Raw genomic sequence first — 17,249 nt, 5'->3', positions numbered from 1 at the left:
ATTTCGCTTTCTTCAACTGTTTTTTAAGCATAAAAGTAATATATTTGGAAAATTATTATTTATTTCGCACCCTTAAGAGGGGGCGCCAAATATTTTTTAGTCTATTTTTATGCAAATATCCTTCACTGCAAAGCAGATTGCTACAGTATTAAATGGTACAATTGAAGGGGACTCTTCTATTGAAGTGAATAGTTTTTCGCGTATAGAGGAGGGTAAGCCCGGGACGTTAACTTTCTTAGCCAATCCCAAATATACCCATTTCATTTACACAACGGGTGCCAGCATTGTGCTGGTTAACAATGATTTTGTAGCGGAACAACCTGTAAAGGCGACATTGATCCGATGTTTTAACGCGTATGCCTCATTGGCCATATTGATGGATATGGTTGAAAAATCCAAACCACAGAAATCCGGAATAGAGGCAATGTCCCATATCGCAGAAAATGCGAAACTGGGAGAGAATGTATATGTCGGAGCGTTTTCCTATATCGCGGAAAATGTTGAGATAGGCAATAATACGAAAATATATCCCCAGTCATACGTTGGGGACAATGTAAAAATAGGAGATAATACCATTATTTATCCCGGAGTAAAAATTTATGCCGGCTGTATAATCGGCAACAATTGCATTATACACAGTGGTGTTGTTATCGGAAGCGACGGTTTTGGCTTTGCTCCCGAAAACGGCGTATTTAAGAAAATCCCTCAAATGGGTATTGTCCGCGTAGAGGATGATGTAGAAATAGGAGCCAATACTACAATCGATCGCGCCGTGATGGATGCGACTATTATACATAAAGGAGTAAAACTGGATAACCTGATTCAGATTGCACATAATGTTGAAGTAGGAGACAATACTGTTATGGCGGCACAGGTAGGAATATCGGGCTCTACCAAGATTGGCAAGCAGTGTATGTTTGGCGGACAAGTAGGCCTTGGAGGGCATATTACCATTGGCGATAATGCTAATATAGGTGCCCAGTCCGGCATAATAAGCAATATAAAACCGGATGCAAAGATTTTAGGGTCTCCGGCTATTCCGGTAAAAGATTTTTTCAAATCCAGCGTTATTTTTCCTAAACTACCCGAAATGTATAAACAGATAGCCCAGTTACAAAAAGAAATTGAGGCTTTGAAATCGAACCAAATAAATAAATAATTATATCTTATAAAAATGAGTAAACAGCACACTCTGAAGAGCAGTTTTACATTGCAAGGAAAAGGGTTGCATACAGGACTACCTATAACCATAACTTTCAATCCTGCGCCGGATAACCACGGATACAAAATAAAAAGGATTGATCTTGAAAATCAACCGGTAATAGATGCTTTGGCAGAAAATGTTGGTAATACCCAACGTGGTACAGTGTTGATAAAAGATAATGTACAGGTAAGTACCATAGAGCATGCCATGGCCGCTCTTTATGCGTTGAAGGTAGATAATTGCCTCATAGAAGTAAATGCGCCGGAATTTCCTATACTTGACGGTAGTTCTATACAGTATGTGCAGGCTATATTTGGAGTGGGCATAGTAGAACAGAACGAAGAAAGGGATTACTTTGTCGTCCGTCATAAAATGGAGGTTGTAGATGAAGAGACAGGCTCTAAACTGACACTTCTTCCCGATGATCGTTTTTGTATCAACTCATTTATCGAATTCGAATCAAAATATATACCGAATCAATCAGCGTCACTCGATAATCTGGCCGATTTTCCGAAGGAAATAGCAAGCGCGCGGACATTCGTTTTTGTACGCGAAATACAAAAATTACGTGAAGCGGGGCTGATAAAAGGAGGAGACCTGGATAACGCTATCGTAATCTACGAACGTCAGATATCCCAACAGGATCTGGACAGCCTGGCCGATCTGCTTGGCGTACCTCACAAGGACGCGACAGAGCTTGGCTACCTGAACAATAAACAAATAATGTACCCTAATGAGCCTGCCCGCCATAAACTGCTCGATATAATCGGGGATATGGCATTGATAGGAAAACCTATCAGGGGAAGGATTATCGCTACGCGCCCGGGGCATAAGATAAATAATAAACTGGCGCGTTTGATTCGCAAGCAGATTAAACTGAGCGAGGTTCAGCCGCCTGTATATGACCCGAATAAACCTGCGGTTTTCGACATCAACAAGATAAAGGAATTGCTTCCGCACAGATATCCGTTCCTGATGGTTGATAAGGTTATCGAAGTAGGGCAAAAATATATTATTGGTGTAAAGAATATTACAACTAACGAACCGTATTTTCAGGGGCATTTCCCTCAGGAACCTGTGATGCCGGGTGTTTTGCAAATAGAAGCGATGGCGCAGGTAGGAGGTTTGCTGGTATTGTCTCAGGTGGAAGAGCCGGAAAGGTATTCTACATATTTCCTTAAAATTGACAATGTGAAATTCAGGAATAAAGTAGTACCCGGCGATACGCTTATTTTCAGGCTGAATATGATGTCTGAGATCAGACGCGGCATAGCCAATATGAAAGGATATACCTTTATAGGGGACAGGCTCGTCTCAGAAGCTGAATTTACGGCACAGATCGTGAAAAATAAATAGAAGTCACAGACCTGTTTATTACTTTTTGCAGACAAATAGCGATAATTTGTTAAGTTTGTATATTGTTCCATCAGATTTAAATATTACATCATGTCAAACATATCTAATCAGGCTTATGTCCATCCCGAAGCTAAATTGGGAGAAAATGTGACAATCGAAGCTTTCGCTTTTATAGACAGAAATACAGAAGTGGGCGATGGCACACATATAATGTCGGGCGCCAATATAAGGAGTGGCTCCCGTATAGGAAGCGATTGCTGTATCTTTCCGGGTGCGGTAGTAGGAGGGATTCCTCAGGATCTGAAATTTAAAGGAGAAGATAGCCTTGCTATAGTAGGCAATAATACAACCATCAGGGAATGTGCCACCGTAAACAGGGGAACTGCTTCTAAAGGGCATACCACGGTAGGTAGCTATTGTTTGCTGATGGCCTATAGTCATGTTGCGCACGATTGCGAACTGAGCGATTATGTTATTCTTGGCAACGCCACCCAGCTGGCAGGAGAAGTCGAAGTCGACCACCATGCCATATTAAGCGGAGGTACGCTCGTACATCAGTTTACACGCTTGGGAGCACACGTTATGATACAGGGAGGTACACGCTTAGGCAAAGACATCCCACCATTTATCATAGCGGGTCGCGAGCCTGTTTGCTATTCCGGGGTAAACCTTATCGGATTGCGCCGTAGCGGTTATTCCAACGAGAAAATAAATGAAATACAGGAGATATACCGTGTTATCTATCAGGCCGGATTCAATTTTTCTGATGCTATTGGTAAAATAGAAAACGAATTTGCCGAAACGCCAGAGATGAGGCTTATCGTAGACTTTGTCAAAAACTCGCCTCGTGGTATCGTAAGGGGGTATATGGGATAAACATTAATAAAAGAATAAATTATAATCCATTTAGATATTCTAAATGGATTATTTTTTTATAAAAATGTCGTACCTTCGCACCCTCAAATCATATATATGCAAAATATTAGAAATATTGCGATTATCGCACATGTCGATCATGGTAAGACTACCCTTGTAGATAAGATGCTTCTTGCCGGACAACTTTTCAGAGAAAATCAATCCTCAGGAGAACTTATACTTGACAATAACGATTTGGAACGCGAACGCGGAATTACTATCCTTTCCAAGAACGTTTCGATAAATTATAAAGGGACTAAGATAAACATCATAGACACCCCTGGGCATGCCGACTTTGGCGGCGAGGTCGAACGGGTACTGAATATGGCTGACGGCTGTCTGTTGCTGGTAGATGCTTTTGAAGGGCCTATGCCGCAAACACGCTTTGTACTTCAGAAAGCGATTCACATGGGGCTGAAACCTATTGTCGTAATCAATAAAGTGGATAAGCCCAACTGCCGTCCGGATGAAGTTCATGAGATGGTTTTCGATTTAATGTTCAGCCTTGACGCTACAGAAGAGCAGCTTGATTTTCCTACAATCTATGGCTCGGCAAAACAGGCTTGGATGTCTGAAGACTGGCACAAGCCGACTGAAGATATAACCCCATTACTTGATGCTATCGTAGAGCATATTCCGGCTCCGGAGTATCTCGCAGGTACGCCTCAGATGCTGATTACATCGCTCGACTACTCCAAGTATGTGGGGCGCATCGCTGTAGGGCGTGTGCATCGCGGAGAACTGAGGGAGAATATGGATGTTTCCCTTTGTAAGCGGGATGGCAGCATCGTAAAGACTAAAATAAAAGAACTGAATACATTCGAAGGATTGGGACGGACAAAAGTCTCTACCGTTCAATGCGGAGATATATGCGCGCTTATCGGTATCGAAGGATTCGAAATCGGCGATTCGATAGCCGATATTGAGAAGCCTGAACCGTTGCCGACAATTGATATTGACGAGCCTACCATGTCCATGTTGTTTACGATCAATGATTCCCCGTTTTTCGGGAAAGATGGTAAGTTTGTAACATCGAGGCATATTCACGACCGCCTGATGAGGGAGCTTGACCGCAACCTGGCTTTGCGTGTAGAGTCTACGGATAATGCGGACTCGTGGGTTGTATATGGCAGGGGGATCCTGCACTTGTCTATCCTGATTGAAACAATGCGCCGCGAGGGCTATGAACTGCAGGTAGGCCAGCCTAAGGTAATTATAAAAGAAATAGACGGTCAGAAATACGAACCGGTAGAACAGCTGACGATAAACCTTCCCGAAGAATATTCGAGTAAGATTATAGACTTAGTGACACGCCGCCGTGGCGAACTCACTATGATGGGTAACAAGAAAGAGCGCATCTATCTTGAATTTACGATCCCATCGCGTGGAATAATCGGATTGAATAATGCCGCACTGACTTTATCGGCGGGAGAAGCTGTCATAGCACACCGTTTCCTCGAATTCCAGCCATGGAAAGGCGATATAGAGAAGCGTGCCAATGGTTCTATTATAGCAAGTGAATCCGGTAATGCCTATGCTTACGCGCTGGATAAGCTTCAGGACAGAGGTAGATTCTTCCTTGAACCGCAGACCGATATATATATGGGGCAGATTGTAGGGGAACATACCAAGGAAGGCGATTTGGTAGTAAATCTTACCAAGTCGAAGAAGCTGACCAATGTTCGCGCTTCGGGAACGGATGACAAAGTAAGGCTTGCGCCTGCTATTATATTCAGCCTTGAAGACGCGTTGGAATATATCAAAGAAGATGAATATGTAGAAGTTACCCCTCATGCTATACGGTTACGCAAGATATACCTTGACGAAAACGACCGTAAGCGGATGGCAAAGAAATAAATTGACAGGATTATTACGATCATGGAGGCTGTTACTTTTTTAGTGGCAGCCTTCGTTGTTGTTTGTGATGAAAATTGTCTTATATAAGGAAGTGATGAGTTGTGAATAATGCGAATCGGTGTTTCGTTTTGTTTAAATTATAGGTTCTTTTATTTTTTGCATAAAGGCTATCCTAGGCTAAATACTTTAGTCGTAGCTCCCTGCTGCCGCGCCCTCCCGGGCTTGTCCTTCCTTTTGGCATTGCCCAAAAGGAAGCAAAAGGCTAGTGCTTTGTCCCTCGGCGACCCACCAACGGCTGGACGGCTAAACGGGACGAAACTCGCCTGCGGCTCGGACAACATTCCGTTTCACGCCGCCTGCACCGGGTGGGTGCCCCGCCTGCGGAACAGATGCACGGAGTCGCAACGCAACGCCGAGACAGAAGATAGACCCCAATGTCATTAAGTCAAGCCTTTTTCCTCTTTGTCATGCTGAGGGACGAAGCATCCCTTGTAGGCAAATTGCTTTTAAGAAAAGAGATTCTTCACTATCGTTCAGGATGACAGGGTATAAGATTTACTTAACTTGATGACATTGGTATAAATTCTGCTCGTCAGGCGTCAGCCAGCGCCGTTAGCAAGCGTACGGGGCGCAATGCTTTTTTGCTTACTTTTGGAGCTTCGGCCAAAAGTAAGGTAAGCAATCTGTGATTGCGCGCAGATAGAAAAGACCGATTTAAGTAATGAAAAGTATTTATTGCAACATTAGGCGTCTAACCCTTCCCCCTTTGGGGAGAACCGGGGTGAGGGTCGGGAGTGCCCAATAACACAAGCGTTACACCCTCTTTCATCAACTTCCACTTGTCTATTCTCCAAAAACAATATCAAAATTTTACAGAAATAATTAAAAAAAGCTAGTTATGCAATATCAATATTGCAAAATAATATATACATTTGCAATGTAAAGATTGCAATTACCTGATAATACCTTGAAATGAAAAATAAAAAATTCGCAGAAATAAATACAGGCTACACTACGCAGGAAGCCATAGATGAAGCCAAACGTTGCCTTAATTGTAAGAACCCGTTGTGTATACAGGGCTGCCCTATCGAACATAATATTCCCGGATTCGTCAACCAGTTATCGATGGGCAATATAGGCGCGGCAATGCAGATAATAAACGAAAAAAGTAACCTTCCGGCTATATGCGGAAGAGTATGTCCTCACGAAAAGCAGTGTGAAGGGCATTGCATCCTTAACAAAAAGAATAATCCTGTCAAAGTAGGCAGGCTGGAACGCTTCATCGCCGACTTTGACAGCGATATGAATCTTATCAAAGACCGGCTGAAACCCAAAACCAGAGGAAAAGTAGCCATCGTAGGCTCTGGCCCGGCAGGATTGACCGTAGCCGGAGACCTCGCACGCGAAGGATTCAACGTCGTCGTGTTTGAAGGGCAGAAAGAACCCGGAGGCGTACTCATGTACGGCATACCCGAATACCGTCTGCCAAAGGATATAGTCCGCAGAGAAATAAAGAAAATTGAGGCACTGGGCGTTACCTTCATAAGCGACTATCTGGTAGGAGAAAAAGGGACTGTGGATGATATGCTCGACCGCGAGTTCGATGCCGTATTCATCGGTTCAGGCACCTCCGTCCCAAAAACGGTAGACATTCCCGGAATCAATTTATTCAGGGTACTGCAATCTTCTTACTTCCTTAGAATGGTCAATCTCTATAACAACGGGGATATAAGCAGGGAAGCCGTACCTCTGGCAGAAAATGAAGATATCGTTGTCATCGGAGCAGGCAATGTCGCTATGGACGCATCGCGCACAGCGTTGAGAATGGGAGCAAAAACAGTAACTATCATCTACCGCGGAACGGAAGAACAAATTCCGGCACTGCGAACCGAATACACCGAAGCTGTAGAGGAGGGTGTACAGTTTATGTGGCAAAGCCGTACTGTGGAATGTATCGGCGAAAAGAACGTATTAAGGGCGGTACGCATAGAAACGCCTGACGGAGAGATCGTAAAACCGGTGAACCGCGTATTGATAGCGATAGGCTCCAAACCTGCTAACCGTATCGTTTCTACTTCGCTTGGGATAGAGGTGAATGAGAACGGGTATGTTATCACAAAACAGCATCCGTATGGTATGACAACACGTAAGGGCGTATTTGCCGGAGGAGACGTGGTACATACCCCTCAGACAGTGGTACTGGCTATGCGCGAGGCAAAGCAAGTGGCTAAAGGAATTGCGCAGTATGTAGACGCGGTAAAACTTTTAAGTCAATAACATTTTACCAGTCATCACTATAGTCATAGTAATCTTCAGGTTCTCCATACACGACCCCGATAACAATAAGTCCTGCTCCCGCGACAATGCCGAGAGTAGTATAGAGGGCTGTATTATTGGCAGGTTTCTCCATATAGAAAAAGTCGCCGCGGTCGAGCATCTGTCCCGGTAAGGATGAGGGCTTCATCTCGGATGTACGCATCAAAGTAGACAAATAGAAATCCTGTTCAAAAACCATAGGTCTTTCCGGCTGCGAATAGACTGTAAGATAACTTTTGAATGACAAAGGACTGTTTCTTTCATCAAAGTCAAGCCTCTTCACCTTCATCGCCGTTTCGCTTTTGTTGCCTATATATGAGTCCCTATACTTCTTCTTATCTATATGGTCGAAGGTAGGATTAAGAGCCAGCGGTATTTCGCTTATCATCGTTTGAGGAGGTATAAAACTCACATCCTTGGGCAACGATACCGAGCCATCGAAACCACCCCATGCGTATGTATCATTAGAGAGTCCACCCCAATCGCCGGAATAATCCAGTTTTTCGCCGGAATAGGTCAGGGCTACATTATCAATAATCAAAGCGGATTTTTTCCAATCCACATAGAACGGTTTATCGGTTTTATTAAATACAGTAATCTGCACAGGGCCTCCCTGCCCCTTAAAACAGTATGCAATCCACAGGCTGTCAGTCTCTAATAGAAAATCCCCATTATCTACTTTTTCCACATATCCATTGGGTGTGTTAAGGGTGGAGTAGAAAAAAGTAGAACTACACGAAGAAAAGAAGAATATAGTTATTATCGAAAATAAAAGATTTTTCATATCTGAAAAGATTTATTCAACATCAGAGCCGAACTGCAAATATAATTTATCCATCATAAAAATACAAAAGATATTCCTCACATAAGTAATGAAAAGAATTTATTACAACTTTTGATACAATAATCCTTAACTTGATGACATTAGGTCGATGACTTACGGTTATGAAAATATGGTTTTCAAGCCAGTTTCAATATTTTTTGTCATGTATTGCAAAAAAAAATTGTATCTTTAGAATCCAATCATATACCAATAGATAATTATGGCCTTATATTATCTATTTATCCTATTAGCGTGGATTGGTGGTTCTATCACAGGTTATTTGATTGCCCAATATCATAATAACAGGACAAGACCATCAGGAACAGCACAAATATCCACCCGAGAGAGAAGCAGACAAGCATATTTGTTTGCCCAGGGATTTATGAGTATGATTGAAGAGGGGAAATTCTCTAACATTCCTCATGATGAACTATTTAGCCAATACAGCAATCTATTCAGTGATATCGAAGTCTACAGGCGCCTGTTCGAAGGGAATAAACTGGGAGATAAAAAGCCATCCGAAATAGACCAGTTCAGGAACAATATGTTTAACATACACACCGAGATAGAACATTATGAACTCCTGTTTAAAGTTGAAATAGATATAAACACTTATGCATACCACTATTACGGAAGTTCTTTGTATAAAGAACTCTGGAGAAAAGCGAACAGTAAAAGAAAGAGAGGACTTATAAGGAACTACACAGCCTATAAGAAATCCTTTGTGTACCGCTTATATGATAATATCCCTTGTTATGCTTACAAATTCAAAATCTATAAGGATGATAAGTCTGGAATACTTTTTATGAATGTGACCGACGTACCTATCGATGGTTTTAGAGTTACGGCATTTATAATTACTTCTAAATATCATAAACTGCCGCTAAATAAATAGTGCAATTTTGATTATTTGTCGATTATTTATTTGATAGTTACAGGGGCAGGGTTTGCCCGCCCGATAACTGATGTTGGGCGGGCAAACCCCTCCCCTACATGTACGATATTCGATATAGTCCCTATCCTATGCTTTTCACTTTACAATATTTTGCCACTCCAGCGACTCCATAATATGTGTGATATCGGAGCGCAGGAAAGCGACTACAGGCGCTACCGAATCGGGGCTTACAGCCTCATTAAAATATAATGCCCCCCTCAAAAACTTAGATGTATTATCTGTTATATAAAATTGCACCGGAGATGCTACAGAGCCACTTATATCATATATAAGCCCTGTGGTATTACCTGAGCCCGCAAACTGGGTCTGGGTAATACTTCCGGCACGGGCTGCATGGCTATAGGCAAGCTGATGGCTGTCATCCAGCATCTTGGGCAGTTTCTGCCTGTCGGTAGGGATATACGTACAGTAGATAGTAGCTTTGTAAACAGGATACAGTATATTGAACCAGACTTCGTGCTTAGCTTCCGGCTTCAGGTATTCTATTTTCGCGTTCGAAGGGTACAGAAATGAGAATTCCGGACGTTCCAGCCTGACCATACCGGCTTCCTCTCTTTCTATACGGATATACCCTTTTGGCCTAGGTGTATACTCATTACAAGAAGAGAAGAAGGATACAAGCAAAAAGCACAAAGTTACAATCTTTGCCATCTTATCAAGGCCACAGACCTGCTTATGAATAGTAAGGTAAACAATAAGATTATGTTATGCCGAGTTACGACAAACAACGTTCACAGGAGCGAAGCGTATGTAAAACAACTAATGGAATTGAGCCGTTTATTATTCAAAACAAAACAGATTAATTAAACAGCTACACCATTTCCTTAATCTGCCGGGTTTTATTATTTATTAAAAATCTCCTGCAAGAGATGCATTATGTATACATCAGAATGGCAAATCATCATCTTCTCCTACAACCGGAGGAGCCTGATACCCGCCATTATCAGCAGGCGGATTATAATTACCATTCATTTCGCCACCTTCGCGCTTACGGTTACCCAATAGTTCGAGATTATCGACATATATTTCATTCACATAGCGCTTCACGCCATTCGCGTCATCATATGTGCGCGAACGTATCTTGCCTTCTACATATACCTGAGTCCCTTTTCTTACAAATTGTTCGGCGACTTTGGCCAAGCCTCTCCAGCAAACTATATTGTGCCATTCTGTACGGTCGGGTATTTGTATCCCGTTAGCGGTCGTATACCCCCTTTCGGTGGTAGCCAGTGTGAAATTGGCTACGTTGTTGCCGTTATCAAAATATTTTACGTCGGGATCTCTCCCTACATTTCCTATGAGTATTACTTTATTTACCGACATGTTTAGAGACTATTTTAAATTTTCCACAAATTATTATTGAGACATATAGATACACAAATATAGAAAAAAAATCTATTCGCTATCATTTAGTCAGGTGTCTTTCTGTTTTCCTACCGAAACTATTTTCTGGAGAAATAGCGAATTGGGAATGATAATTTGCTCGCCTTCCGATGTTCTCAGATAGGTATGGAAAGTGAGTATATTTTCTATTATGGCATCTATCGGAGTGTCCTTGTCCAGTATATGTATCCTGTCTCCTATGCGGAAAGGTGTGGAAAAGAAGATTATAATACCAGCCGTGATATTACTTAGCATCGACCACTGGGCAAACATGGCCACACCAATGACCGCAAAGATAGAGGACAGCGCCACTAACATATTTTGAGGACGTACACCCCAGATTATTGTCAGGGTAATGATGCATGTGAAATTAATCAGGATATTTATTATCTGTATAACATGCAAAGTGCGGGCTTCTGATTTTAATGTTGCCGATCCATACTTATCGACTATCTTCCGCGCAATATATTTTGCCGAAGGGGTCAGTAGTACTACAAGTACAGAAGCTATGATCTGAGGTAAATGCTCTTTTAGTATTCCAATCATTCCGGTTTTGTTTTGTATCTCGGATAAATGTAATGATTTATTTGTAGATAAAAAAGGCGCAACTATATAATAGCTGCGCCTCTATATCGGATAAACTGTATATTATTGCGCCTCGTAATAAAGTAGATATTTATAACTGGAATCGGTATTCCAGTTTCCTTCCAATACTTCTGTTACAACATCCTGATTATTGCTATCTTTTTTAAGTATATGATAGCGGAACTTTATAGGGATGTAGACATACTTCTCGCCGTTAAAGCTAAACTTGTTGCTTGTACGGAAATAGTTCCTGATATTAGACAAGTTACCCACCGAGTTGATAGTAGTACTCGACAATGCGCCATCTCCTCTTGCATCCTTCTTGAACCTGATATCGATAATTATTTTATTATTTCCTATTTCCTGTGCCACTCCATTCACTTCTTCTTTCTGATTATCTACATCATAATAGAATTCCATCCATGCTTCATCTTTATCCTTCAATGCTGCCTGCGCTGCAAACACCCATCTGTCGCCAAAGAATCCACTATCCGCATAATATGTTGCCACACCAAATGCTGTAGGAGTATAGTCATCTTCAACAGCAGCCGGCGAGGCAATACCTGCTGATCTCTGTGTCAACAGCATCATCGCCTGGCCCGAATCTTCAGCAATATAATATTTTCCGCCGCCACCAGTCTGAGAGGTATTGATAGTATAACCCATCGCATAAACCTGACCTTCCTGTCCTTTGACCTGTATCTGATCCGTTGTGATATATGTTCTGCCATTAGCTACAGCAGCCACTTTAACTCCGTCAACAGATGTGATATAAGCATAATCAAACCCGATTGAAGAGTTAGTATCACTATCTCCCAAACAGGATGAGAATAAAATTCCTACAGAGAAGACGCCACAAATCAATTTTAATATTGATGTTTTCATGTTTTTTTAATTAGTTTTTATAGTAAATATTAAAAATCGAACTTTATACCCAGATTCAGATCCAATTGCATTTTCCTGTCTGTGTATATAGTTGGGTACTTATTTCCGGCATCAAAATAATAAGCACCCCCGATTGTTCCGTAAAGATACAACTTTTTATATATTGGATAAGTAATTCCAACCGCTGCATTTGCAGAAAATTGAAGATTCGGCTGTTTTATCGATTCCCTGATGAAGTATGGCTCGTGATAGTATACAAGGCCATCCAATCCCAGATCTGAAATATCCATTTTGGTGAATCCCATTGTACTCTCATACTTACCCTTAATATCTTTTTGTACCATACCGCCTACTGACAGATACAGCTTGCCTTTACCCAGCTCGTAGAAGGTATAATTAAGGGATAGAGGTATTCCCAGATAGTGGAAGGACTGGTTTTCTTCAATATTAAATGTACTGTTAGAAGTTATTTTAGACGAAAGGTAAGTATATACGACACCTGTTTCGAGCGATAGATTAGGTGCTATACCTTTCGATACTTTCACGCCCAGAGACACCGGCAACCTATGCTGCAACTTAAATTCGCTATTCTCACGGTACAAAGCCTCTCTGAACAACACGCTGCGTACATGATGTGAGAACAAAATCTCTCCTCCGTTCCGGCTAGAATTATGAGCCAATAGTCCTGAGTTAGCAGATAGTCCCACAGAGAAGCCGCTATTCGATTTCTTCTCAGGCAGCAATAAAGGTTTTTCGTCCGGAGTGCTTGCCTGCAATGGTTTTTCTTTTACTATGACAGGTTTCTTTTCTTCTTTCTTCTCTTGCGCCACCGGCAAATCCTGAACCGGCGATGGAGCAGGCTTTTCTTCTACAGTTTCTTCTATACGGGCGGCTCTAGCTATAGTAGGTTTCATTATAACAGTAGGGAATACAGCGGTTGTATCACTCGCTACTGTATCCGGCTGTACTTCTTCTACCTCCGACACATGAGTATCCTCAGGTGTAACGGTTTGTTCAGATTTAGGAGCTAATAATACACCTGTAACCACAGCGGCGGCAACACCGGCAGTTATCAATGCCGTTTTTATTACAGAAGCTTTGGACGCAGTGGCAGACGAACCCGAAGAGGATGATGTACTGGATGACGGATCTGCAGCAGCCGGCTGCTGAGACAAAAGCTGATCCAGCCCGCCCCATACAGACGCAGGTACCTCCGGTTCGAAGTCTTTCAACTTCGAGGAGAACAGATCTTTTATTTTGTCTTTTTCATCCATCATGATTACATTCTCTCTTTTATGTGTAGTTTGACCTTATCCTGCAATATCTGTCGGGCTCTTACATATTGTGAACGGGATGTTCCTTCACTAATACCCAACATGTCTGCAATTTCCCTGTGAGAATAATCTTCTATCGCATATAAGTTAAAAACCGTAGAGTAGCCTTTAGGCAGTTCCCTTACCATATTTATCAATTCGCTTTCCGATATCCGATACATCTGATCGTCCTCCGTTGATTCATCTACAACATCGGGAAGATTCTGAATATCCTCTGAAGACTGAAATATTGATTTTCTCTTTCTTAAGTTTTCTAAAGCAAGGTTTATAAATACGCGTTTCATCCAGCCCTCAAACGAACCTTTTTCCTGGTAGGAGCCGATGTTAGCAAAAACTTTCATAAAGCCGTCCTGTAAAAGATCCTGCGCCGCATCCTGATCGGAACTATAACGGAGGCAAATGCTATACATCTTACGTGCGTAAGTTTCGTAGAGCATTTTTTGAGCTTCCCGCTTTTGTTCTTTACAGCCTGCTATCATTTGCAGTTCATTCATATTGCCTAAGCTTCATTTTTAAAGACGCAGTATTTTGGGAAATGCTGCATCAAATGGCGATAAAATTAATTATTTGTTACCGCCTCGTTTTTACTAAAATTAAATCTATATTTTAATTATTATAGTATGGATTCTTTTGTTTATTCTGGTTTTTGTGTAAAAAGAATCATTTTTACTTGTAATTTGTTACCGATATCTATTATATCTACAACATCCTGCAAGCTCAATGACTTATCTGCCTGTAACAGGACATTCATCTCCACACCCGGATTTTCAGTTTTTTCCTTGGTTAACAAAGCGCCCAAAGAAGCCTCTATTTCTCCTTTAGTCAACTCTGTATCATTGATATAGTAACGCAAATCCTGTGTTATAATCAGATTAATATTTTTCTTCGTCACCACTTTTTCGGAAGTCGCTGCATTAGGCAATAACACTCTGATAGCGGCAGGTGTTACCAGTGTGGAAATAATAAGAAAAAACAACAGCAGGAAAAACATAATGTCATTTAACGATGCTGTATAGACTTCTGCAACTCTTGTCTTTCTACGTTCTATCTTCATCCTTTATCTTCCTTTCTATCTAAAAGAACAGCTATCATGCTTCTATTGTTCCCCTTTTGTATGCGCGGATAGCTTTAAGAACCTCATTGGATTCTTTATCTATATTCACTATAACTTTATCTATACGACCATTCAGCAGGTAATATCCCGAATAGGCTATGATACCCACCAGCAAACCGGCTCCCGAACATATCATCTTCTGATATAATCCTGTGGAAATCGTATCAATGGCGAGATCATTCGTTCTGGCTATATCATAAAATATCTTTATCACACCGAATATTGTACCCAAAAAACCGAGCATTGGCGCTATAGAAGCAGTGATACCCAGCCAGTTCATCTGGCTTTCGAGGATACTTACCTGTTGGCGCGCCTCTACTTCCATCGCTTCTTCTATTTCGTTTTCACTCAGGCCAAACTCTTTTAATCCGGCGGCAATCACTTTTGCCGAAGCGTAAGGACGCTCTATGCAAAATTTTAATGCCTTATCTATTTTCCCTTCATTAACGAGCTCGATAACACGCGACAGCCAGATCGTATCCTTCTTGCCCAAACGGCTTATTACCAGCCATTTATTTATTATCACATAAATAGCCAGTAAAGATAATAAGAATATAGGGAGAAGTATCCAACCACCTTTTAACACAAGGCTAAAGTAGCTTTCTTCAGGCGCAGTCTGGGCTGTCTGCTCTGCCATTTCCACTACAGGGTTGGCAGCTTGTAATAAAATGAATAAATTCATGTATCTTGATTCCTTTTTAGGTCACTGACCTATTATTATTCTGTAAATAAACAACAAGGTCGAATTATAGTTCGAAAATGTGCCATCCACGTTTTGTCTGTTGCTTTCTATTTTTTTAAGTCATATAGACTTCTATTTTCCTTTCGTTCTTGTCGTGTAGGCGACAGAGAGCACCTCGTTACTCAAGAAACGTTTGTCTTTGCCTTGCTCTGTCTATTTCCAACCGGCTAACGCCGAATGTTGCTTCACTTCGTTAAAAAAAGTGACAAAGAGAGTATTTACTGCACAATATCACTAATGTGTAAAAGTCCTGATGACTTTATAAGTCGACAGAAGACTCAAAGATAAGTTCTTCTGTCGAATTATTATTTATCTTTTAATATTCTTTAATATATACCAAAACTAATTCCTGCGATATAATCATAGAAACAACTTACTACTCCTATTACAAAGATACCTGCCATAGAAAGCACTAATGAGACTTTCAGGTATCCGTCGGTATGAAGTGTTTCGATAGGCGATTCGCTTTTCTTTATAAACATTGCTTTTACTACCAACAAATAGTAGTACAGGGATATAACCGTATTCAGGAACGCAAGGAATACGAGCAATGTATGCCCCTGCTCCATTGCCGCCATAAAGACAAACAACTTGCTGAAGAACCCGGCAGCAAACGGGATACCCCCCAGTGAAAACATGGCTATCATCATTGCCAGAGCCAGCTTAGGGTTTGAATAGTACAATCCGTTGTAGTCATCCATATTTACCTTACCTGTCTTATCTTCCACAGCAGATATTACCCCGAAGGCTGCCATATTGGAGAAGACATAAACAAAGATGTAAAATATAGTTGCCGCCATACCTTCCGCCGTTCCTGTAAATACACTCAGCATGATATACCCAGCCTGCGAAATGGATGAGAACGCAAGGAAGCGTTTCATATTCTTCTGGCGGAGGGCAAACAGGTTACCTACAGTAATTGTTATGAGTATAATAATCCAGATGATGCTTTTCCAGGTTTCCTGTAATGCAGGGAACACTTTGAACAGGATAACCATCAGCGCGAATACCGCGGCTCCCTTCGATATGGTTGATAAATATAATGTCACGTTGGTAGGTGCTCCCTGATATGTGTCTGGTGCCCAAAGATGGAAAGGTACCAGCGATATTTTGAAGAACAACCCGGCCATAATGAATACCATCGCCATTACGACCATAGGAGTGGAGTATATGCTTGCCGCAATATCCGCATAGTATAGCGTCCCGCAAGCCCCGTAAAGGAACGACAGGCCAAATGTCATTATCGCGGAAGAAAATATAGCGTTGAATATATACTTTGCGCCTGCTTCGGCAGAATCATGCCTGTATTTGTCAAAAGCTACAAGCGCCGCTATTGGCAATGATGCTGTCTCAAGCCCTATGTAGAACAAAAGGAAGTTGCCCGAGGATATCATCAGGTACATACCCAGCAGGGTAAGTGTCGTCAGCATAAAAAACTCGCCTCTTTTGAGAAGGGATTCCGGCTTTTTCAGCCATGAGTTTGCCTGCAACATGATGAGGAATACCCCTATGTTCAGTATGTTTTTTATTGTAAGATAGGCCGGACCTGTAACATACATTCCCGCAAAAGAGGTGCCATTGTCCTTGAAGAAGAAACAAACCACAGTGTGTATCAGGAATATGGTACAAGCTACAGGAAAATAATATTTCTTCGCATTGTCTGAAGCAAACAAATCATAACAAATAAGTAAGAGAAACGCTACAATAAGCGATAACTCATGCTTCATCAACAAATAATTACTCAAATCCATCTTTATTCTCTAATATTTTGCCTCTCCAA

At 41.5% G+C, this 17,249-nt stretch carries 16 protein-coding genes; 6 read left to right on the top strand and 10 right to left on the bottom strand.

Annotated elements, in window-relative coordinates:
* The first annotated feature begins 115 nt into the window (after positions 1 to 115).
* From lpxD to D0T84_RS02790, 5 genes are all read left to right on the top strand, one after another.
* The gene (gene lpxD, locus D0T84_RS02810) at positions 116 to 1,159 is read left to right on the top strand and encodes a UDP-3-O-(3-hydroxymyristoyl)glucosamine N-acyltransferase (RefSeq protein ID WP_370525403.1); all 1,044 of its coding nucleotides are present in this window, start codon (positions 116 to 118) and stop codon (positions 1,157 to 1,159) included.
* Between the two features lie 15 nt (positions 1,160 to 1,174).
* Entirely contained in the window at positions 1,175 to 2,560 is a 1,386-nt protein-coding gene (locus tag D0T84_RS02805; RefSeq protein ID WP_163305782.1) for a bifunctional UDP-3-O-[3-hydroxymyristoyl] N-acetylglucosamine deacetylase/3-hydroxyacyl-ACP dehydratase, read from the top strand.
* Between the two features lie 90 nt (positions 2,561 to 2,650).
* On the top strand, positions 2,651 to 3,436 hold the full coding sequence (gene lpxA / locus D0T84_RS02800) for an acyl-ACP--UDP-N-acetylglucosamine O-acyltransferase (protein ID WP_163305779.1): 786 nt from the start codon (positions 2,651 to 2,653) through the stop codon (positions 3,434 to 3,436).
* Positions 3,437 to 3,532: 96 nt separating this feature from the next.
* Positions 3,533 to 5,332 carry a translational GTPase TypA gene (gene typA / locus D0T84_RS02795; protein ID WP_163305776.1) on the top strand — a complete coding sequence of 600 codons (1,800 nt, stop codon included), beginning with the start codon at positions 3,533 to 3,535 and terminating at the stop codon, positions 5,330 to 5,332.
* A gap of 972 nt (positions 5,333 to 6,304) precedes the next feature.
* A complete protein-coding gene (locus D0T84_RS02790; protein ID WP_163305773.1) occupies positions 6,305 to 7,609 on the top strand; it encodes an NAD(P)-dependent oxidoreductase in 1,305 nt (434 codons plus the stop codon).
* 4 nt (positions 7,610 to 7,613) lie between these two features.
* Here D0T84_RS02790 and D0T84_RS02785 read toward each other — a convergent pair whose 3' ends face one another.
* On the bottom strand, positions 7,614 to 8,432 hold the full coding sequence (locus D0T84_RS02785) for a hypothetical protein (RefSeq protein WP_163305770.1): 819 nt from the start codon (positions 8,430 to 8,432) through the stop codon (positions 7,614 to 7,616).
* Positions 8,433 to 8,691: 259 nt separating this feature from the next.
* Here D0T84_RS02785 and D0T84_RS02780 point away from each other — a divergent pair, with 259 nt between their 5' ends.
* Positions 8,692 to 9,366, top strand: a complete 675-nt coding sequence (locus tag D0T84_RS02780; RefSeq protein WP_163305767.1) for a hypothetical protein — start codon at positions 8,692 to 8,694, stop codon at positions 9,364 to 9,366.
* Positions 9,367 to 9,501: 135 nt separating this feature from the next.
* Here the strand turns inward: D0T84_RS02780 and D0T84_RS02775 are convergent, their stop codons facing one another.
* The 9 genes from D0T84_RS02775 to D0T84_RS02735 all read right to left on the bottom strand — a co-directional run bounded on the left by D0T84_RS02775 (position 9,502) and on the right by D0T84_RS02735 (position 17,220).
* A complete protein-coding gene (locus D0T84_RS02775; protein WP_163305764.1) occupies positions 9,502 to 10,077 on the bottom strand; it encodes a hypothetical protein in 576 nt (191 codons plus the stop codon).
* 234 nt (positions 10,078 to 10,311) lie between these two features.
* Positions 10,312 to 10,749, bottom strand: a complete 438-nt coding sequence (locus tag D0T84_RS02770; RefSeq protein WP_163305761.1) for a single-stranded DNA-binding protein — start codon at positions 10,747 to 10,749, stop codon at positions 10,312 to 10,314.
* Positions 10,750 to 10,839: 90 nt separating this feature from the next.
* Entirely contained in the window at positions 10,840 to 11,355 is a 516-nt protein-coding gene (locus D0T84_RS02765) for a mechanosensitive ion channel domain-containing protein (protein WP_163305758.1), read from the bottom strand.
* Positions 11,356 to 11,457: 102 nt separating this feature from the next.
* Entirely contained in the window at positions 11,458 to 12,279 is an 822-nt protein-coding gene (locus tag D0T84_RS02760; protein WP_163305755.1) for a hypothetical protein, read from the bottom strand.
* A gap of 29 nt (positions 12,280 to 12,308) precedes the next feature.
* Positions 12,309 to 13,556, bottom strand: coding sequence for a hypothetical protein (locus tag D0T84_RS02755; RefSeq protein ID WP_163305752.1), 1,248 nt, complete (start codon positions 13,554 to 13,556; stop codon positions 12,309 to 12,311).
* Positions 13,557 to 13,558: 2 nt separating this feature from the next.
* Positions 13,559 to 14,107 (bottom strand): RNA polymerase sigma factor, encoded by a 549-nt coding sequence (locus D0T84_RS02750; protein WP_163305749.1) that lies wholly within the window; start codon positions 14,105 to 14,107, stop codon positions 13,559 to 13,561.
* A 140-nt stretch (positions 14,108 to 14,247) separates the two neighbouring features.
* The gene (locus D0T84_RS02745) at positions 14,248 to 14,667 is read right to left on the bottom strand and encodes a biopolymer transporter ExbD (RefSeq protein ID WP_163305747.1); all 420 of its coding nucleotides are present in this window, start codon (positions 14,665 to 14,667) and stop codon (positions 14,248 to 14,250) included.
* A gap of 34 nt (positions 14,668 to 14,701) precedes the next feature.
* The gene (locus tag D0T84_RS02740) at positions 14,702 to 15,409 is read right to left on the bottom strand and encodes a MotA/TolQ/ExbB proton channel family protein (RefSeq protein ID WP_163305744.1); all 708 of its coding nucleotides are present in this window, start codon (positions 15,407 to 15,409) and stop codon (positions 14,702 to 14,704) included.
* Positions 15,410 to 15,795: 386 nt separating this feature from the next.
* Positions 15,796 to 17,220, bottom strand: a complete 1,425-nt coding sequence (locus D0T84_RS02735; RefSeq protein WP_163305741.1) for an NADH-quinone oxidoreductase subunit N — start codon at positions 17,218 to 17,220, stop codon at positions 15,796 to 15,798.
* Positions 17,221 to 17,249 lie beyond the last annotated feature (29 nt).

Origin of the sequence: Dysgonomonas sp. 521, assembly GCF_010501055.1 — a bacterium.
In the GTDB taxonomy this organism is placed as follows: domain Bacteria; phylum Bacteroidota; class Bacteroidia; order Bacteroidales; family Dysgonomonadaceae; genus Dysgonomonas.
This window is presented reverse-complemented; position numbering and strand designations above follow the sequence as displayed.